Below are 14,942 nucleotides of genomic sequence, written 5' to 3'. Positions count from 1 at the left end.
GGTGATGAGCGGCTTGCAGACAGCAACCGTCTGTACAAGTATGTGGCGTTATAGCCAGTACTTTTCAATAGCAAGGGCTACGCCGTCTTCCTTGCTGTCGGCTGTAATGGCGTTAGCTACAGCTTTCACCTCGTCACGGGCATTGCCAACGGCTATCCCCATGCCGGCGGCCTGCAGCATTGCAATGTCGTTGTAGTTATCGCCAAAGGCTATCACCTCGTGCATACCAATGCCGAAGCGCGCTTTCAGCAGCAGCTCCAGGGCAGTGGCCTTGGAAATGGCCCGGGGCGCAAGTTCCAGGTAAGTATCTTTGGAGCGGTAGGCATGCACTTGGTTGGCAAAGGAGTTGTTGAGTTGCTGTTGCAAGGTCTCGATCTGATCCGCAGGCCCCATGCACATGAGCTTGTGTGCCCCGATGCCTGCCTGATGCCAGGTGGCAAGTATGGGAGCCAGCGGGGTAATTTCAGGCGTTACTTTGGTTACGCGCGCTTCCTTTTCAGTCCACTCGTCATCCTGCGGGGCATACCAGTTGTCGCGTTCATAAAGGCTCACATGGATGTCGGTGCCATGCGTCAGCGCCACAATCTCCTGGCAAACGCCTACCGGGACCTGTACCGAGTCCAGCTGTATTGGGTCAGACTTCCCATCCTCATAATAAATTACATAGCCCCCGTTAAAACAGATGAGCGGCTGGTGTAAAATACCCAACTCCTGCTGCAGGTGGCGCATAGCGGCCGGCATGCGCGAGGAAGCCAGGATCACGGGCACAGCAGGGCCAAGTTGTCTGAACGTGGCAAGCGTGCGCGGCGACAACTGGCGGTCGCTGTTGAGCAATGTTCCGTCGATGTCGGTGCAGATGGCGCGTAATTTCATAGGGCAAAGCAGGTGGTAAGAGGTGCAAGGTACAAGTATAAACGGCTTTTGGCAACGGGGCCTAGGCTGCCGCGGGGCTTTTAACTTTCAAAGACCAGGTATAGCGAAAGGCCGCTACCTGTTCGCCCTGCGCATTCAGGCCTATACTTGTGGTATGTACGGTAATGCCTTGGCCGGTCACTTTTGTTTGCTCCACCGCTTCCTGCACGCGCTTTCCATCCGGGCAGGTAAAAACAATTTTGCCTACGGCTTTTTTGGTAAAATCAGCCTCCATGTGCACCACCAGCATCGATACGGCCGGGTTTGCCTTGTAGGTATGCATCATGCAGAGCACGCCTGTCGAGAGCTCGGCGGCCATGCTGAGGCAGGCAAAGTAAATAGAGCCAAACGGGTTTTTGTTCAGATACTTGAACGGGACGCTGACAGTGGCGCCCTCATCGGTAAGGGAGACGACACGCAGCCCCGCCATGTAGGCCATCGGCAGTCGGGATAGCATGAACAGGCGGAACCTGGCCGGCGAGGAAACAAGTATACGGAAGTCTTCGGCAGCTTTAGGTAGTCCGGTCATTGGGCAGCGGGTTATACGTTAAAGTGGCAGCAGCGCATGCGGCATACTTCTCTATACGCGTATCAAAGTATAAACTGTTCGGGGCAGCGCCTGGTGCATTTCCCTGGCAGCGGCTCATCGTGTTGTTAGCGCACCAGCAGCATGGAGAGGATACCGGTGAGCATAATGAATTTGTTCAGATTGCTTAAGTAGGCGAAGTCGCGTCGGCGGTCGGCACGGATCAGTTTTACGATCAGCCAGATGGTGGGCAGCAGCACAAACAACAGCATGTAGCCGTCAAACAGCAACGGAGTGGCCGGGTGCCCCACCACCACCAGCAGAAAAACCAGGAACAGGGCCAGCAAAGGAAAGAGTACCCGCTTGGTGTTGCGCAGGCCTGCCACAATAGGCAGCGTGCGGCAGTCGAAAGAGGCATCGCCCTTCACATCTTCCAGGTCTTTGATGATCTCGCGGATGAGGGAAATGAGAAAGGCAAAAAGCGCATAGCCCAGCGTTATTTTGTTCAGCGAGTTGTCGTAAACGGCTACCACCAGCAGCATGGAGGCCGAGAGCAGAGCAATGGCCACGTTGCCTACCAGCAGCATTTTCTTTAGCCTGGCCGAGTAGCCCCACAGCAGCAGCACGGCCCCCAGGTTAATCAGCCCAACCGGCAGGGCTAGCGCCAGGCCAATGGCCACCCCGCAAAAAGAAAGCACCATATGGGCAAACATGGCCGGGCGCCGCCGAACAGCCTTGCCTACCAGCATCCGGCCGGGTTTGTTGATGGCATCGATCTTGATGTCGTAATAGTCGTTGATGATATAGCCGGCGGCTGCGATAAGAACGGTAGACAACGTAAGCGCCCAAAAGCCCGGGCGGGTTACCAGGCCCCAGTTTACGCCCGCCACCAGCAGGCACGCCTGCGCCAGCGCCTGGCTCAGCACGATAAGCACTAGGTTCGGGAAGCGGATAAGGGCTAAATAGGCTTTCACGTAAATAAGGTGCGCTTCTGGAAAAGTATAAAGTTACGGTACGGGGCGCAAAACACAAGGTACAAAAAAAGCTCCTGCGGCGAACAGGAGCTTTTTTCTGTAACGGCTAAAGTATTCTATCTATCGTTAGATTCTTTTTACGTTAACAGCGTTGATTCCTTTTTTACCTTCCTGGGTGTCAAACTCAACGCGGTCGTGCTGCTGAATTTCAACTCCGTTCAAGCCGGTTACGTGTACAAAGAAATCCTCATTTGTCTCGTCTTCAGTGATAAAACCAAAGCCTTTGGACTCAATAAAAAACTTTACTTTTCCTGTTTTCATAAAGATGACTAATTATTGGTAATAAAATCCATCGGTAATGTAGAAATTATATTCTATATACGCAAGAGCGAATTAAGAGAAATTTTATATTTAATTGAAGAAAAATGGTAATGACGGAATTACCATGTGTCCTGCGCCTTCATGATCTGCTCAATCAGCTCTCTTACAGCACCTTTGCCCCCTGCTTTGGTCGATACAAAGGTGCAAATGGCCTTGATATCCTCGGCGGCATCGGCCGGGCAGGCGCGCAATCCACAGCGCTGCATCACTTCCAGGTCAGGCATGTCGTCGCCCATATAAGCCACCGTAGCCGGATGAATGCCCTGCATGTAGAGGTAGTCTTCAAAGATGTCTACTTTATCTTCGGCTCCTAAAAAGATATCCTCAATGTCGAGCTGCTCGAGACGTTTGCGCACGCCGGGCTCGTTCTTGCCCGAGATGATGGCAATTTTATACCCTTGCCGCAGGGCATGCTTTATGGCAAAGCCGTCTTTGATGTTGAAGGCCCGCACCTGCTCCCCATCGGCAAAGCAGTAAAGCAGGCCATCGGTCAGCACGCCGTCTACATCAAAAATAAAAGTGGAAATGTTGGAGAGGTCTGGTTGCGTAATGGACATAGTTCACAAATAAAAAGGCCCTTTGAAACAAAGGACCTTTAAAAGTATAGAAAATTTTTAATTTGTTACCGCAAAGCGCTCAAAACCTTAGTCCTGGTTGTCGCGCCACTCATACACCCAAGCCGACTGGATCTGCTCCAGGTGCCCTTCGTTGGCTTGCTCGCGGGTGCCCTCAAAATTAGGCAGCGACAGGATCCAATCCAGCAGCTCGGTAAAACGGATGCGGTAAATTTTTGATTCTGAGAAATCATCCCCGAACTTCTCGTACAAAGCCATTGCAATGTCTTCGTGGTCGTTCCAGGTTATTGGCGGCTCATAACTCTTGTTCATCTTGTAAATGGTTTAATGGTTATAGGGCTGAATGGTTGAAATGGTTAGGATTTCGGGCCTGAGATGCCCGGCGATTTAACCTTTCAGCCATGCAACAAACTAGACTAGTGGCCCAGAAAATCCTGTTCCGGAATCGTAACAACAACGTCTGCGTTGCCCTGCACCACGCACTGGCAGGCCAGGCGGGAGTTGATGCGCGGGTCCACGGCGCGGTCGATGTAATCCTCTTCCTTATCTGATATCTCGGGGAGGTCGTCTGAGCCGGCCTCGATGTATACATGGCACGTGCTGCAGCCACATACGCCGCCGCAGTTATGCTGCAGCTTGATATCATTGTTTAACGCTACATCCAGTACTGATTCGCCCTCCACCGCCGGGTGCGACTCGTCCGGAGAGCCGTCGGCAAATTTAAAGGTTATATTTACAACTTTCATGTCTGTTCAATTTTGGCTGCAAGTTACAAAGGCCGCCTCCCGAATCAAAAGATTGCAACACATTAGCCCTTGTTGCTAAACACCCGGCCTTGTAAAATGGTTATCTTTTTGTAGCCTGTATGCTTTGGGTAAGCTGCCGGTATAGCTCCTGGTAGCCTGGGTGTGCGTCCAGCATCCGGAGGTGCTCGGCCAGTACATTGTCATCGTGGCGAATGGCGGGGCCGGTCTGTACCTCAAAGGGCGGGTGCTGCAGGGCCTTGGCTATGGTTTCGTGGATAAGCGGCTGCAACAGGGGCCACGGAAGGCTGGCTTCCTGCAACAGCTCCCGGCTAATGCCCAGCAGGTGGTTGGTAAAATTACAGGCAAACACCGCTGCCAGGTGCAGTTGCTTTCTTGTTTGGGAGGTAACCTGCTGCACCTGATTGCTTATACTTTGCGCCAGTTGCACCAGCGCTTGTACGGTCTGCTCGTCCTGCCCCTCTACCAACAGCGGTACTTCTTTCAGGTCAATCGCTTTGGCTTTGGAAAAGGTCTGCAGCGGGTAAAAAACACCGGTGCGGGCGCCGCTTATACTTTCCAGTATCGCCAGCGGCTGTGAGCCCGACGTATGGGCTACCAGCGTGCCCGGCTGCACCTGCAGCTGCCCGGCCACAGCGGCAATGGCCGCATCGGGCACCGCTACCAGTATAACATCCTGGGCCATACTAGCCAGTTCGGTTAGCGAGGCTACTGATTTGGTTTCTGGAAGCACCTGCGCTAGTGCCTGGCTTGATTCTGCCTGCCGGCTACAAACGGCCACTACCTGGTGGCCTGCTGCGGCAAGCGCCTGCGCCAAATGCCAGGCCACGTTGCCAGCTCCGATAAACGCTATTTTCATGGTTTTGCCTTGTGGTTTTCGATGATGTGCTGGTAAAGCTCTACCAGCCGGGGCAGCACTGCTGTTGCAGAGAAGCGGTTGAGAAAGTCCTGGCGGATCACTTTACTGTCGTAGCTATTATAATTAAGAGCCAATTGCCGTATAGCCTGTGCGAGCTCTTCGGGATTGTTTTTTGCCACTAGCAGCCCATTCTGTAGCGTAACGGTGCTTTCCGGACCGCCACATCTCGTGGCAATAATGGGTTTGCCGCAGGCCAGGGCTTCGATGTAAACAATACCCATGGATTCGTAGAGGCTGGGAAGCACAAAGGCATCGCAGTTCTGAAATTCTTCCACCGCTTTTTCTCTGGAAATTTCTCCCAGCCAAGTTACTTTTTCTGTTAGGCCGAGCTGTAGGGCAAGCGCTTTGTATTGTTTCAGCTGCGGCCCGTCTCCTCCTATCCGGAACGCCATAGCTGGCACGTCATCGGCTAAAAGCTTTATGGCATAAAGCAGGTGATCGATCCCTTTTAAGGTACGAATATCAGCCAGGGTGAAAAAGGTGAATGTTTGACCCGGCTGCCTGGATTTGCTGTGAGGCTTAAAAATGTTTTCATCAATAAAGTTCGGCACCACCACTGTCCGAATGTTGTGGCGTTCCATTTCAGCAGATAAGAAAGGACTGACAGCTATGTTGGGGCTTGCCAAAGTATAAGGCAGCAGATGCTCATCCGTCAGTTTGCCGTGCTTGTTGGTCGTATAACAGCTTGGGAAAGGGCCCATATGTTCTGTAATACAGTAAGGTTTTTGCACCCTGTGCGCTAACTTCATGGCAAAATACCCTGCCGGATCTTCACAATGCGCATGAATCAGGTCCACCGGCCCATAGTCACGTTCAAATGCCCGGAGATTATAAAGATTAGCCCGGAGAATGTTACGTTTATTTCCATTCAGTATTTTTCTGCTCCACGTAAATGCGGGCTTCACATACTCTCTGAAGTTGTTTGCTTTCTTTATTGTAACGGGCGTTCTGGCTGCGCGAATTATCTTGGCTATACTTTGCAGCGGTTCATTTGCCCACAAAAGACAGGCTTTGTCTTTTTGCCCCCAAAGGCTTACGCCTATGTTTAGGTCCGGATAAGATCGTGACAGGGCCCATAGTTGCTCCGGAATAAAGTTGCCGCTGATCGGATAGTCTTCTGACGGATACCAGGAAGGGATGACAAAAATATTCATAGGCAGCTCGGCACGGAACGAAGGTAAACAAAAAAGGCCTTGCATAACAGCAAGGCCTTTTTTGTTTATACTTGGGATGGCTTACACAACCTGTGCTTTCCGCTTTTTGTCGGGGCGGGCGGCATTGGCCACCGGAACGCCGTCCTTGCTGCGCCGCACAATGGCCATGGTAAAGCCGAGCGCCATGATCAGGGTACCGATCCAGAGAATGTTCACGAATGGTTTTTCCATGGCTTTAAGGATGATCCACTCGCGCTGGGTGGTGTTCACGCCAATCTTAAAGCTTTCCTTGGCAGGGTCAATGTTGAGCAGCGTGACGCGCATGCCCAGGTCAGCAACCTCTTCGGGGAAATAACCGGCCATGCCATCTTTAAAGATCAGCAGCGGATGCACGTGGTAGCTCTTGGCTTCGCCCAATATCTGCATGTCGGCCTGCACGGCCACGTCGCCCTTCTTCAGTTCTACGCCCGGCACCTTGTTGATCATCTCCACGCCATGGAAAACGGCAATGTAGTCGTTCAGCACAATGGTATCGCCCATGGCAATATCATACTCCTTTATGGCGCTCCACTCTTTTTCTTCTGGTGCAATAGAGGATACGTGCGTGTAAAGGTCGCGGTCTGCAAAGCTCTTGATGTCGGGTGAGGCCAGCAGCCCCATGTTAGGGTTTACTTGTGCACGCGGGTAGAGCAAGAAGCTTTTGCCGGTCTCGCGGTTTTTGTACTCAAGCTCGTAATACGTGTTCTCCGGCGATTCAAGGTCCAGCGTGTCGCCGATGTTATAGTATACTTTGCCGTTTACTTTCACCTGGGCGCGGGCAATGGCTTTGTACTCGTCGTTGGTGCGGAACAGGATCTCCTGGTTCACATAGCCCGGCATGCCAGCCACTTCAAAGAACTTGCCACGGTAGCTCACGCTATACTTGTCCATGTCTACGGCCTGGTTGCGCCACAAGAGCACGTTGTCGCGGTTAATGTCTTCCGGCAGCTCGCGGGAGTAAAGCAGCCCGGAGTTGTTCTGCGAGATGATCTTGGAATAACCTGACGAGAAAAGGATACCGATCAGCATCAGCGCAATACCGATGTGCGACACGGCACCACCCGATAAGGAAACCTTTTTATGGATCAGGCCAAGTATGATGCTCAGGTTAGCAAACACCGAGAAGAGCGACGCCACCAGCAAGGCAATGTATACCGGATTGTCCAGCTTAAAGGGCAGTATAGCGAACTTATTCGACAGAATGATAATCAGACTGGAGAACAGCAGCGTGAGCATGCCCGGCATGGTAATGGCATCCCAGAAACTGGCTTTATCTACCTTGCGCCACCACAGCAACTGGCCAATGCCCGAGAGTATGGCCACAGCCATACCTGCCCATAACTGGAACTTGGTATAGTGGGCGATCTGGTCGGCGGGGAGGGCGGCATTTGTTTCGATGCCGATAAAGCCCATAAAGGAGTTGTAGACTGGGATGGACGTAGTGGCCAGCACCTGGAACGAGGCCAGGCACAGCACCGCGGCACCGATAAATATCCAGAATTCGCCGTTGTACGTTGTCAGCTCTTTTTCCGTAGCCGGGATCTTTTTCCAGTTATATACCAGCATACCAACCGCCAGCACTACAAAAGCAGCCAGGTAGGTAAACAGCTGGCCTGAAAGCCCCAGGTCGGTGAAAGAGTGTACCGACGCATTGCCTAAAATACCGCTTCGGGTAAGGAAAGTAGCATACAGCACCAGCAGGAACGACGTGATCACAAGTATAAAGCTGGCACGCAGGCCCTGCTTGCTGCGGCGGAACGCCACCATCGTATGGATAGCGCCTACCAGCACCAGCCACGGAATGTATACCGCATTTTCTACCGGGTCCCAGTTCCAGTAACCGCCAAAGTTCAGCGTTTCATAGGCCCAGTAAGCGCCCATTACAATGCCAATTCCCAGCGATACGGCAGCAAAGTGTGCCCAGGGCAGCGTTGGCTTAACCCATTCGGTAAACTTGCCTTTCCAGAGGCCGGCCATAGCAAAGGCAAAAGGCACCAGCGTGGCGGCAAAGCCCAAAAAGAGCGTAGGCGGGTGAATCACCATCCAGTAGTTCTGCAACAGCGGGTTCAGGCCGGTACCATCTTGCGGCAGGAAATTAGGGTCCATCTTGAACACCGGGGCATCCGCCATAAAATCACGCATCAGGATAAAAGGAGAGGAGCCGATCTTTACGTCACCGATCACAATGCCCAGGATCATGGAAGTAAGGAAAAGCTGCACGAAGGAGAAAACGGCCATAACGGGGGCTTCCCATTCTTTGCGCTTCTTGCCCACGTTCATCAGCGTTACGCCCAGTACCACGTGCCAGAAGATCCACAGCAGGAAAGAGCCTTCCTGGCCTTCCCAGAAACAGGAGATCATAAAGTGGATGGGCAGGTGGTTGGAGGAGTGGCTCCAGGCGTAATAATATTCGTAGCGGTGCTCGTAAATGATGTTGAACAAGCTGAAGACAATCATCAGCACGGCCACGCCATGTACGTAAAAAGCGCCGCGTGCCAGGTTGCGCCAGCTGGTGTCACCGGTGGCTTCCGTTTTGGTGCGCGCCGCCATAAAGTAGGCAAGAGAGGATACAATGGCAGCTACAAACGCTACAATCACACTGGTATGGCCAATGTCCCCAATCAGCGTATTTATCATCAGAATAAGTTAGAAAGTTGGGGAGTTAGAAGCTTAGAAAGTTGGGAGCCATTATTTAAACTCTTTTTACTTTCTAACTTTCTAACTCTAAACTATTTAAAGGCTTGCGGTTTTGTTAATATCTTTTTCTACGTACTTAGACGGGCACTTGAGCAGGATCTTGTCTGCCACAAACACGTCCTGCTGCATGTTGCCCGTAATCACCACCTGCTCGGAGCGCTCAAAGTCCTGCGGCTTGGGGTTATAGTATACCACGCGCTGCTCTACCCGGTTGGTATCCACCAGGGTAAAGGAAAAGTAGTTCGGATCTGCCACGGGGTCATACTGCATGTTTACGATGTGGCCCTGAGGATCTTTCTTCAGGCGGCCCACCACGTGCACCTTGCTGTTGTCGCCGTCGTGCGCGCGCTCAATGGCCTCGCCAAACGAAACGTACGTACTGGCATCGCCGGCAGTAGACATGATGATCATGATGGCCAGCCCGATGATAACGATTCCGATGATGTGTGACTTTTTCATCTTGTTTTATAGTATGGATACTCTTTTGCTGCTAGGCTAACACGTTTCAGGAGAATAAAAATCCCTTGCGCCGCCTCTTTTTATTTGTGCTGTTTAGCGGTTCACGTAGTCGTCTTTCAACTGCTTTTCCAGCTTGCTTACTTTGCGGTCCAAGCTTACCAGGTAAACCACAATGCCGGCCATAATGGTGACCAGCACCGTAACCACCACGTAAATTTTACCGTCCTGGCGCAGCGTATCGGCCATTTCCACGTTTCCCGCGTCAGCGGCCGGTGCTGCCGAGAACTCGGTTTCTGTCATTTGTTGTGCCTGCGCGCGCGGGATGCCGGCGGTGGCGCAAAGTATAAAGCACCACAGGGCAAAGATTTTAAAGCGTTTCATATAAGCGATGTCTCAGTAATTCTAACCTGGATTTTATGTTGACGATCCACACGCCTAGCAGTGTCCAGCCGATCACGGCAGGGTAAAACACGATGCGCAGGCGGTTGTCGAGGTCGTAGGAGTTAAAGCCGGGGTTGCCGCCGTTGCCCGGGTGCAGCGAGTCGGTGAGGCGCGGCAGAATGAACAAAAGCGGGATCAGGGCGAAGAAGGCAAAGATGTTGTACACGGCACTAATGCGGGCGCGTTGCTGCTGCTCGGCAAAAGAGCTGCGCAGCACCAGGTAGGCAAAGTAGATCAGCAGGCCGATGGCGGCGCCGTTCTGCTTGGGGTCGTTGCTCCAGAACTCGCCCCAGGTAAAGCGGGCCCATTCCATGCCGGTAACAATGCCCAGCACCCCGAACAGAATGCCTACTTTGGCCGCTTCGTAGGCCACTACATCGTTTTTAATGGAGGGGTTGCGCAGGTATTTAACAGAGTATACAACCGATACGAGCAGGATAATGATCATCCCGAACCACATGGGCACGTGGAAAAACAGGTTCCGGATGGTTTCGTTGAGGATGGCCAGCCGCGGTACCTCTGCCAGGAAACCGGCTATTATGGTAAACAGCAGCAGCACCACAGCCAATATTTTCCACCAGTTCTTCATACTTAGGTATTAGATGTTAGACACTAGCATTTAGATACAAAATAGTTTACTTCTTTCAGAACAAATAAATGCTCCCGGTGTGTTTCAACCTTTCGGATTATTAATCCTTTTTGCGCTGTTCTCATTTCCCCTTCTTCCCTTCTCATGCCCTGTACCTAAAAATCTGTTGCCTATTATCTGAAATCCAGCGCCTAAAGTGCCAGGGATTATGAACGCCAAAGGTACGGGAATAAGATATAAGAAACAGTGACAACGATCATGTTTATGGCAAGCAGGGTAAGTAGTTCGTCGAGGCTGGCAGCCCGGTCGAGCCCGTCCAGCGCGTTTTTAGACATTTTGATGAGCATGAGCAGCATCGGCACCATTACCGGAAAGCCCAGCACGGCCATAAGCGTACCACTGTTGGCCGCTTTGGAGGCAATGCCCGAGATCATGGTTAGGGAAGTAGAGAAGCCGACAGCACCCAGCAGAATAGTGAGCAGAAACATGGGCACGTCCTGCACCGGGTTGCCCAGCACCACGGCATAAAAAACTACGCAGATCAGGGCCAGCACCAGCATCAGCAGCGTGTTGTAGGCAATTTTGGCCAGTATCACGCCCTGCGGGCTTACGATGGCATAAAAGTAGAGCAGCCGCCCGCGGTTTTCCTGCATAAAGCTTTTGGCAATGGCATTGACCGAGGTAAACAGCAGGATGATCCAGAGCACAGCATTCCACACCGGCACCATGCCCTGGCCGCTGATGGCGCGCAGCCCGAAGCTAAGGTAACACACAAACACAGTGCTGCTCACATACAGCAGCATGCCGTTAAAGGCATATTTCTGGCGCCATTCCAGCACCAGGTCCTTCCGGATCAAGTATAAAACTTCTTTTAACAGCATTGTGCCTCGCTTTTGCCGCAAAGGTAGGGCACAAATTTGGTTATTGTTGGGTGTTGATTGTTAAATTGTTGGTTGTTGATTACTGGATGGTTAAATTGTTAAACGGGTACTATGCTTGGGCAGGCCATACGTTGTCCGATCGTTCACAGACCTTTCCGCCAGGAACAATGCCCGTGTTGATTTGCCCAAAACGATAAAAGCACGAGCCGCAGTGGCCCGTGCTTTTATACGCTGATCTGGAAGTATGGCAATTTCAATAATCAGCAACTAACAATCAGCAACTAACAATCAGCAACTAACAATTCAAACATCTAACAATTTAACCATTCATCCATTAAACAGGTTGACAATCAGCAGTTTATTCCCCCTTTTTCTTTTTCTTGTCCTTGGTTTTGTGTTTCACCACTTTGGCATCCTGGTAAAAGATGATCTCTTCGGCAATATTCGTAACCTGATCGCCCACCCGCTCCAGCTTCTTTATAATGGAGAGGACGATAAGCCCTTCTTCAATATTTTCGATATTGGAGCGCAGGTATTTGGCTATAATCGCGTCTGCCTGGCGGTTGATCTTGTTGAGCAGCTTGTCGCGCTTAATGATCTGCTTGGCAAACTCCGTGTCATTCTTCATGAAGGCAATGCGGCAGTCGGCCAGCATTTTAAGCGCTTCGTCATACATGGTCAGGATATTGGTTTGCTGCACCAGCTCCTGGTTCAGGGGGGCCTTTAGGCGTTCTACATGCATGGCAATGCCCTCTGCCGTATCGCCGATGCGCTCAATATTGGCGTTGATCTTAAGTATGGCCAGCACAATGCGCAGGTCCACCGCCACGGGAGTAAACAGGGCAAAGAAGTTCTCGCACTGGCGGTCGATCTTTACGTCATACTGGTTTACCTTTTTGCCCAGCTTTATTATTTTATTGGCCAGCTCCTGGTCTTTGTTCAACAGCGCTTCACGCCCACTTTGCATCTGGTATTCTACCAGATCCCACATTTCCATCAGTTTTACTTTCAGGTGCTCTAGTTCAGTATCTATCTGTGGCATTGTTGTTTGTAGTTTGAGGTAATAATGGTTTATAAACAGAAGCCTGCTACGCTATACTTATCAACCAAAGCGGCCGGTAATATAGTTTTGCGTACGCTCGTGCTTGGGGCTGGTAAACATGGTCTTCGTTTTGGCATACTCGATCAGCTCACCCATGTAAAAGAAGGCAGTCTGGTCGCTTACCCGGCCGGCCTGCTGCATGTTGTGCGTCACGATGACGATGGTGTACTCGTTTTTGAGCTCATAGATCAGCTCTTCGATCTTGGCTGTTGAGATCGGGTCCAGGGCCGAGGTAGGCTCATCCATTAGTATAACCGAAGGCGAGATGGCCAGCGCTCGGGCAATGCAAAGGCGCTGCTGCTGGCCCCCGGAAAGCGCCAGGGCCGATTTGTCCAGCTTGTCTTTCACTTCTTCCCAAAGCGCCGTTTGCTTCAGCGACCGTTCGGCAGCCTGGGCAAGTACCGTTTTGTCTTTAATGCCCTGTATCTTCAGGCCGTATACAACGTTTTCATAAATTGTTTTCGGGAAAGGGTTGGGCTTCTGAAAAACCATGCCCACCTCTTTGCGCAGCTCATCTACACGTATACTCTTGTCATAAATTTCTTTGCCGTCCAGCAACACGTTTCCCTCTACCCGGAAGCCCTCAATGTAATCGTTCATGCGGTTTAAGGTGCGCAGGAAAGTGGACTTGCCGCAGCCGGAGGGACCGATAAAAGCGGTCACCGCTTTTTCCTCCATGCCAATGTTGATATTCTTAAGGGCATGAAAGCTACCGTAGAAGGCATTTAAATTAACGGCTTCCAGCTTATGAATTCTTTTACTCATGGGAGATTTTACCATTTGATTTTCTTTTGCTGCCTGTTGCGTAAATATACGGCAATCCCATTCAGCAAAAAGGTGATTAACAATAAGAAAATGATCGCTGCCGCCGCATTGTTCTGGAAAGCAGCCTGCGGCCGTGAGGTCCAGTTAAAGATCTGGATGGGTAGCACCGTAAAGGCACTCATCGGAGAGGAAGGCACAAAAGGCACATAGGCCAGAGCGCCAATCACGATCAGCGGCGCCGCCTCGCCCACAGCCCTGGAAAGCGAGAGGATGATACCTGTCAGTATACCGCCAAACGAAGCCGGCAATACCTGATGCCAGATGGTTTGCCATTTGGAGGCACCCAGCGCATTGGAACCATCGCGGATGCTGCCGGGCACCGCTTTAATGGCCTCGCGGGTCGTTACAATAATAATAGGAAGCACCAGCAGCGAGAGCGTCAGGGCGCCTGCCAGCAAGCTGCTGCCCAGTTGCATCTGGCGCACAAATATTTCCAGGCCAAGCAAACCATAAATAATGGAAGGTACACCGGCCAGGTTGGCAATGTTGATTTCCAGGAAATCTGCCAGCCTGGTTTTTTTAGCGTATTCCTCTAAATAGATGCCGGCGCCAACGCCTATCGGGAAAGCGATTAGTGCGGTAAGCACCAGGATCCAAAGGGTGCCGGACCAGGCAGTAAGTATACCTGCCCGTGCTGCCCGGCGTGAGGGCAGGCTGGTAATAAAGTCCCAGTCGATACGGCTGAGGCCTTGTTGGAGGATGTTGAACAGAAAAATAGCCAGCACCAGCAGCCCCAGAAAGGTGCAGAAGATGCCGAATGCCTGAAAGGCTTTATCCTTAAACCTGTTGATATCGGAGTTAGTCATACTTTTCCTGGTATTTCTTTTTGATCCAGAAGCTGAGGTTGTTCAGCGCAAACGTAAAAATAAAGAGCGTGATACCGGCAGCAAAAATCGTTTTATACTCCAGCGAGCCATGGCCTACGTCGCCCAGGCTTACCTGCACAATGTAAGTGGTAATGGTCTCGATGGGCACCAGCGGGTTTAGCGTGAGGCGCGGCTGCTGGCCGGCGGCAATGGCCACGATCATGGTTTCGCCTACTGCCCTGGAAATGGCCAGGATCACCGAGACAATAATGCCTGACGAAGCTGCCGGCACCATTACCCCAAAGGCTGTTTGCAAACGCGTGGAACCCATACCATAAGCCGCCTCCCGCAGTGAGCGCGGCACTGCGCTAATGGCATCTTCACTCAGCGAGGAAATCATCGGGATGATCATCACGCCCATGACCATGCCGGCCGAAAGCGCGTTAAAACCGGCCAAACCCGGGATCAAGGTTTGCAGAAAGGGTGTTACCACGGTCAGGGCAAAAAAGCCATACACTACCGTCGGGATAGTGGCCAGGATCTCCAGCATCGGCTTTACAATTTGGCGGAGCCTGGCGTGGGCATACTCGTTTAAGTATACGGCAATGGTCAGGCCGACAGGCAGCGCAACGGCAATAGCAATGGCGGTGGTCAGGAACGTGCCGGCTACCAGCGGCATAATACCAAACTTCTTATCTGCAAAAAGCGGCGTCCATTCCTTTTCGGTCAGGAATCGGATGATAGACACTTCGCTGAAAAAGCTGACAGACTCCGACAGCAACACCCATATGATGCCGATGGTAACGAGGACCGTGATGATGGCCGATAACCAAAGCAAGCCCTCAATAATTTTCTCTGATACTCTTGATGCTCTCAAGCTGCTAATAAATTAAACACA

Annotated in this window: 19 protein-coding genes; all 19 read right to left on the bottom strand. The window is 51.7% G+C overall.

All coding sequences use genetic code 11. The annotated features are described in order from the left end of the window. Positions 1 to 48: 48 nt before the first annotated feature. On the bottom strand, positions 49 to 873 hold the full coding sequence (locus tag LWL52_RS14190) for a Cof-type HAD-IIB family hydrolase (RefSeq protein ID WP_242921028.1): 825 nt from the start codon (positions 871 to 873) through the stop codon (positions 49 to 51). Positions 874 to 934: 61 nt separating this feature from the next. Next, positions 935 to 1,441, bottom strand: a complete 507-nt coding sequence (locus tag LWL52_RS14185) for a PaaI family thioesterase (RefSeq protein ID WP_242921026.1) — start codon at positions 1,439 to 1,441, stop codon at positions 935 to 937. Continuing rightward, a complete protein-coding gene (locus LWL52_RS20560; protein ID WP_255749603.1) occupies positions 1,425 to 1,559 on the bottom strand; it encodes a hypothetical protein in 135 nt (44 codons plus the stop codon). The genes LWL52_RS14185 and LWL52_RS20560 overlap by 17 nt, the downstream gene beginning before the upstream one ends. Positions 1,560 to 1,566: 7 nt before the next feature. Next, the gene (locus tag LWL52_RS14180; RefSeq protein WP_242921024.1) at positions 1,567 to 2,412 is read right to left on the bottom strand and encodes a geranylgeranylglycerol-phosphate geranylgeranyltransferase; all 846 of its coding nucleotides are present in this window, start codon (positions 2,410 to 2,412) and stop codon (positions 1,567 to 1,569) included. A 126-nt stretch (positions 2,413 to 2,538) separates the two neighbouring features. After that, on the bottom strand, positions 2,539 to 2,733 hold the full coding sequence (locus tag LWL52_RS14175) for a cold-shock protein (protein ID WP_242921022.1): 195 nt from the start codon (positions 2,731 to 2,733) through the stop codon (positions 2,539 to 2,541). Positions 2,734 to 2,852: 119 nt separating this feature from the next. Continuing rightward, on the bottom strand, positions 2,853 to 3,350 hold the full coding sequence (locus LWL52_RS14170; protein ID WP_242921020.1) for a KdsC family phosphatase: 498 nt from the start codon (positions 3,348 to 3,350) through the stop codon (positions 2,853 to 2,855). Positions 3,351 to 3,437: 87 nt separating this feature from the next. Next, positions 3,438 to 3,680, bottom strand: coding sequence for a Fe-S cluster assembly protein IscX (gene iscX / locus LWL52_RS14165; RefSeq protein WP_242921018.1), 243 nt, complete (start codon positions 3,678 to 3,680; stop codon positions 3,438 to 3,440). A gap of 104 nt (positions 3,681 to 3,784) precedes the next feature. Beyond that, the gene (locus tag LWL52_RS14160) at positions 3,785 to 4,114 is read right to left on the bottom strand and encodes a 2Fe-2S iron-sulfur cluster-binding protein (protein ID WP_242921016.1); all 330 of its coding nucleotides are present in this window, start codon (positions 4,112 to 4,114) and stop codon (positions 3,785 to 3,787) included. Between the two features lie 100 nt (positions 4,115 to 4,214). Continuing rightward, positions 4,215 to 4,991: a Rossmann-like and DUF2520 domain-containing protein gene (locus LWL52_RS14155; protein ID WP_242921014.1), complete on the bottom strand. Its 777-nt coding sequence runs from the start codon at positions 4,989 to 4,991 to the stop codon at positions 4,215 to 4,217. Beyond that, complete coding sequence (locus LWL52_RS14150) at positions 4,988 to 6,205, bottom strand: glycosyltransferase (RefSeq protein ID WP_242921012.1); 1,218 nt, start codon at positions 6,203 to 6,205, stop codon at positions 4,988 to 4,990. The genes LWL52_RS14155 and LWL52_RS14150 overlap by 4 nt, the downstream gene beginning before the upstream one ends. A gap of 81 nt (positions 6,206 to 6,286) precedes the next feature. Beyond that, complete coding sequence (gene ccsA, locus LWL52_RS14145; RefSeq protein ID WP_242921010.1) at positions 6,287 to 8,881, bottom strand: cytochrome c biogenesis protein CcsA; 2,595 nt, start codon at positions 8,879 to 8,881, stop codon at positions 6,287 to 6,289. Between the two features lie 96 nt (positions 8,882 to 8,977). Further along, positions 8,978 to 9,400, bottom strand: a complete 423-nt coding sequence (locus tag LWL52_RS14140; protein ID WP_242921008.1) for a cytochrome c maturation protein CcmE domain-containing protein — start codon at positions 9,398 to 9,400, stop codon at positions 8,978 to 8,980. A gap of 93 nt (positions 9,401 to 9,493) precedes the next feature. Then, positions 9,494 to 9,781: a CcmD family protein gene (locus LWL52_RS14135; RefSeq protein WP_367615716.1), complete on the bottom strand. Its 288-nt coding sequence runs from the start codon at positions 9,779 to 9,781 to the stop codon at positions 9,494 to 9,496. Then, positions 9,768 to 10,430: a cytochrome c biogenesis protein CcsA gene (gene ccsA / locus LWL52_RS14130; RefSeq protein ID WP_242921006.1), complete on the bottom strand. Its 663-nt coding sequence runs from the start codon at positions 10,428 to 10,430 to the stop codon at positions 9,768 to 9,770. Before ccsA (LWL52_RS14130) ends, LWL52_RS14135 begins: the two co-directional genes overlap by 14 nt. 206 nt (positions 10,431 to 10,636) lie before the next feature. Further along, positions 10,637 to 11,311, bottom strand: coding sequence for a heme exporter protein CcmB (locus LWL52_RS14125; protein ID WP_242921004.1), 675 nt, complete (start codon positions 11,309 to 11,311; stop codon positions 10,637 to 10,639). Positions 11,312 to 11,669: 358 nt separating this feature from the next. Continuing rightward, entirely contained in the window at positions 11,670 to 12,353 is a 684-nt protein-coding gene (gene phoU / locus LWL52_RS14120) for a phosphate signaling complex protein PhoU (protein ID WP_242921003.1), read from the bottom strand. Positions 12,354 to 12,413: 60 nt separating this feature from the next. Then, the gene (pstB, locus tag LWL52_RS14115) at positions 12,414 to 13,178 is read right to left on the bottom strand and encodes a phosphate ABC transporter ATP-binding protein PstB (RefSeq protein WP_242921000.1); all 765 of its coding nucleotides are present in this window, start codon (positions 13,176 to 13,178) and stop codon (positions 12,414 to 12,416) included. Positions 13,179 to 13,186: 8 nt separating this feature from the next. Beyond that, positions 13,187 to 14,044 (bottom strand): phosphate ABC transporter permease PstA, encoded by an 858-nt coding sequence (gene pstA / locus LWL52_RS14110; protein WP_242920998.1) that lies wholly within the window; start codon positions 14,042 to 14,044, stop codon positions 13,187 to 13,189. Next, positions 14,037 to 14,921: a phosphate ABC transporter permease subunit PstC gene (gene pstC, locus LWL52_RS14105; protein WP_242920996.1), complete on the bottom strand. Its 885-nt coding sequence runs from the start codon at positions 14,919 to 14,921 to the stop codon at positions 14,037 to 14,039. Before pstC ends, pstA begins: the two co-directional genes overlap by 8 nt. Between the last annotated feature and the right edge of the window lie 21 nt (positions 14,922 to 14,942).

Origin of the sequence: Pontibacter liquoris, assembly GCF_022758235.1 — a bacterium.
GTDB classification, from domain to species: Bacteria; Bacteroidota; Bacteroidia; order Cytophagales; family Hymenobacteraceae; genus Pontibacter; species Pontibacter liquoris.
This window is presented reverse-complemented; position numbering and strand designations above follow the sequence as displayed.

Excerpts from the sequence above, each read along its gene's own strand:
- phoU (WP_242921003.1), bottom strand. The coding sequence starts at position 12,353 with ATGCCACAGATAGATACTGAACTAGAGCACCTGAAAGTAAAACTGATG.
- LWL52_RS14135 (WP_367615716.1), bottom strand. The coding sequence starts at position 9,781 with ATGAAACGCTTTAAAATCTTTGCCCTGTGGTGCTTTATACTTTGCGCC.
- LWL52_RS14175 (WP_242921022.1), bottom strand. The coding sequence starts at position 2,733 with ATGAAAACAGGAAAAGTAAAGTTTTTTATTGAGTCCAAAGGCTTTGGT.
- LWL52_RS14160 (WP_242921016.1), bottom strand. The coding sequence starts at position 4,114 with ATGAAAGTTGTAAATATAACCTTTAAATTTGCCGACGGCTCTCCGGAC.
- LWL52_RS20560 (WP_255749603.1), bottom strand. The coding sequence starts at position 1,559 with ATGAGCCGCTGCCAGGGAAATGCACCAGGCGCTGCCCCGAACAGTTTA.
- iscX (WP_242921018.1), bottom strand. The coding sequence starts at position 3,680 with ATGAACAAGAGTTATGAGCCGCCAATAACCTGGAACGACCACGAAGAC.
- LWL52_RS14150 (WP_242921012.1), bottom strand. The coding sequence starts at position 6,205 with ATGAATATTTTTGTCATCCCTTCCTGGTATCCGTCAGAAGACTATCCG.
- ccsA (WP_242921010.1), bottom strand. The coding sequence starts at position 8,881 with ATGATAAATACGCTGATTGGGGACATTGGCCATACCAGTGTGATTGTA.
- LWL52_RS14155 (WP_242921014.1), bottom strand. The coding sequence starts at position 4,991 with ATGAAAATAGCGTTTATCGGAGCTGGCAACGTGGCCTGGCATTTGGCG.
- LWL52_RS14125 (WP_242921004.1), bottom strand. The coding sequence starts at position 11,311 with ATGCTGTTAAAAGAAGTTTTATACTTGATCCGGAAGGACCTGGTGCTG.
- LWL52_RS14190 (WP_242921028.1), bottom strand. The coding sequence starts at position 873 with ATGAAATTACGCGCCATCTGCACCGACATCGACGGAACATTGCTCAAC.
- LWL52_RS14140 (WP_242921008.1), bottom strand. The coding sequence starts at position 9,400 with ATGAAAAAGTCACACATCATCGGAATCGTTATCATCGGGCTGGCCATC.
- LWL52_RS14170 (WP_242921020.1), bottom strand. The coding sequence starts at position 3,350 with ATGTCCATTACGCAACCAGACCTCTCCAACATTTCCACTTTTATTTTT.
- ccsA (WP_242921006.1), bottom strand. The coding sequence starts at position 10,430 with ATGAAGAACTGGTGGAAAATATTGGCTGTGGTGCTGCTGCTGTTTACC.
- LWL52_RS14185 (WP_242921026.1), bottom strand. The coding sequence starts at position 1,441 with ATGACCGGACTACCTAAAGCTGCCGAAGACTTCCGTATACTTGTTTCC.
- pstA (WP_242920998.1), bottom strand. The coding sequence starts at position 14,044 with ATGACTAACTCCGATATCAACAGGTTTAAGGATAAAGCCTTTCAGGCA.
- pstB (WP_242921000.1), bottom strand. The coding sequence starts at position 13,178 with ATGAGTAAAAGAATTCATAAGCTGGAAGCCGTTAATTTAAATGCCTTC.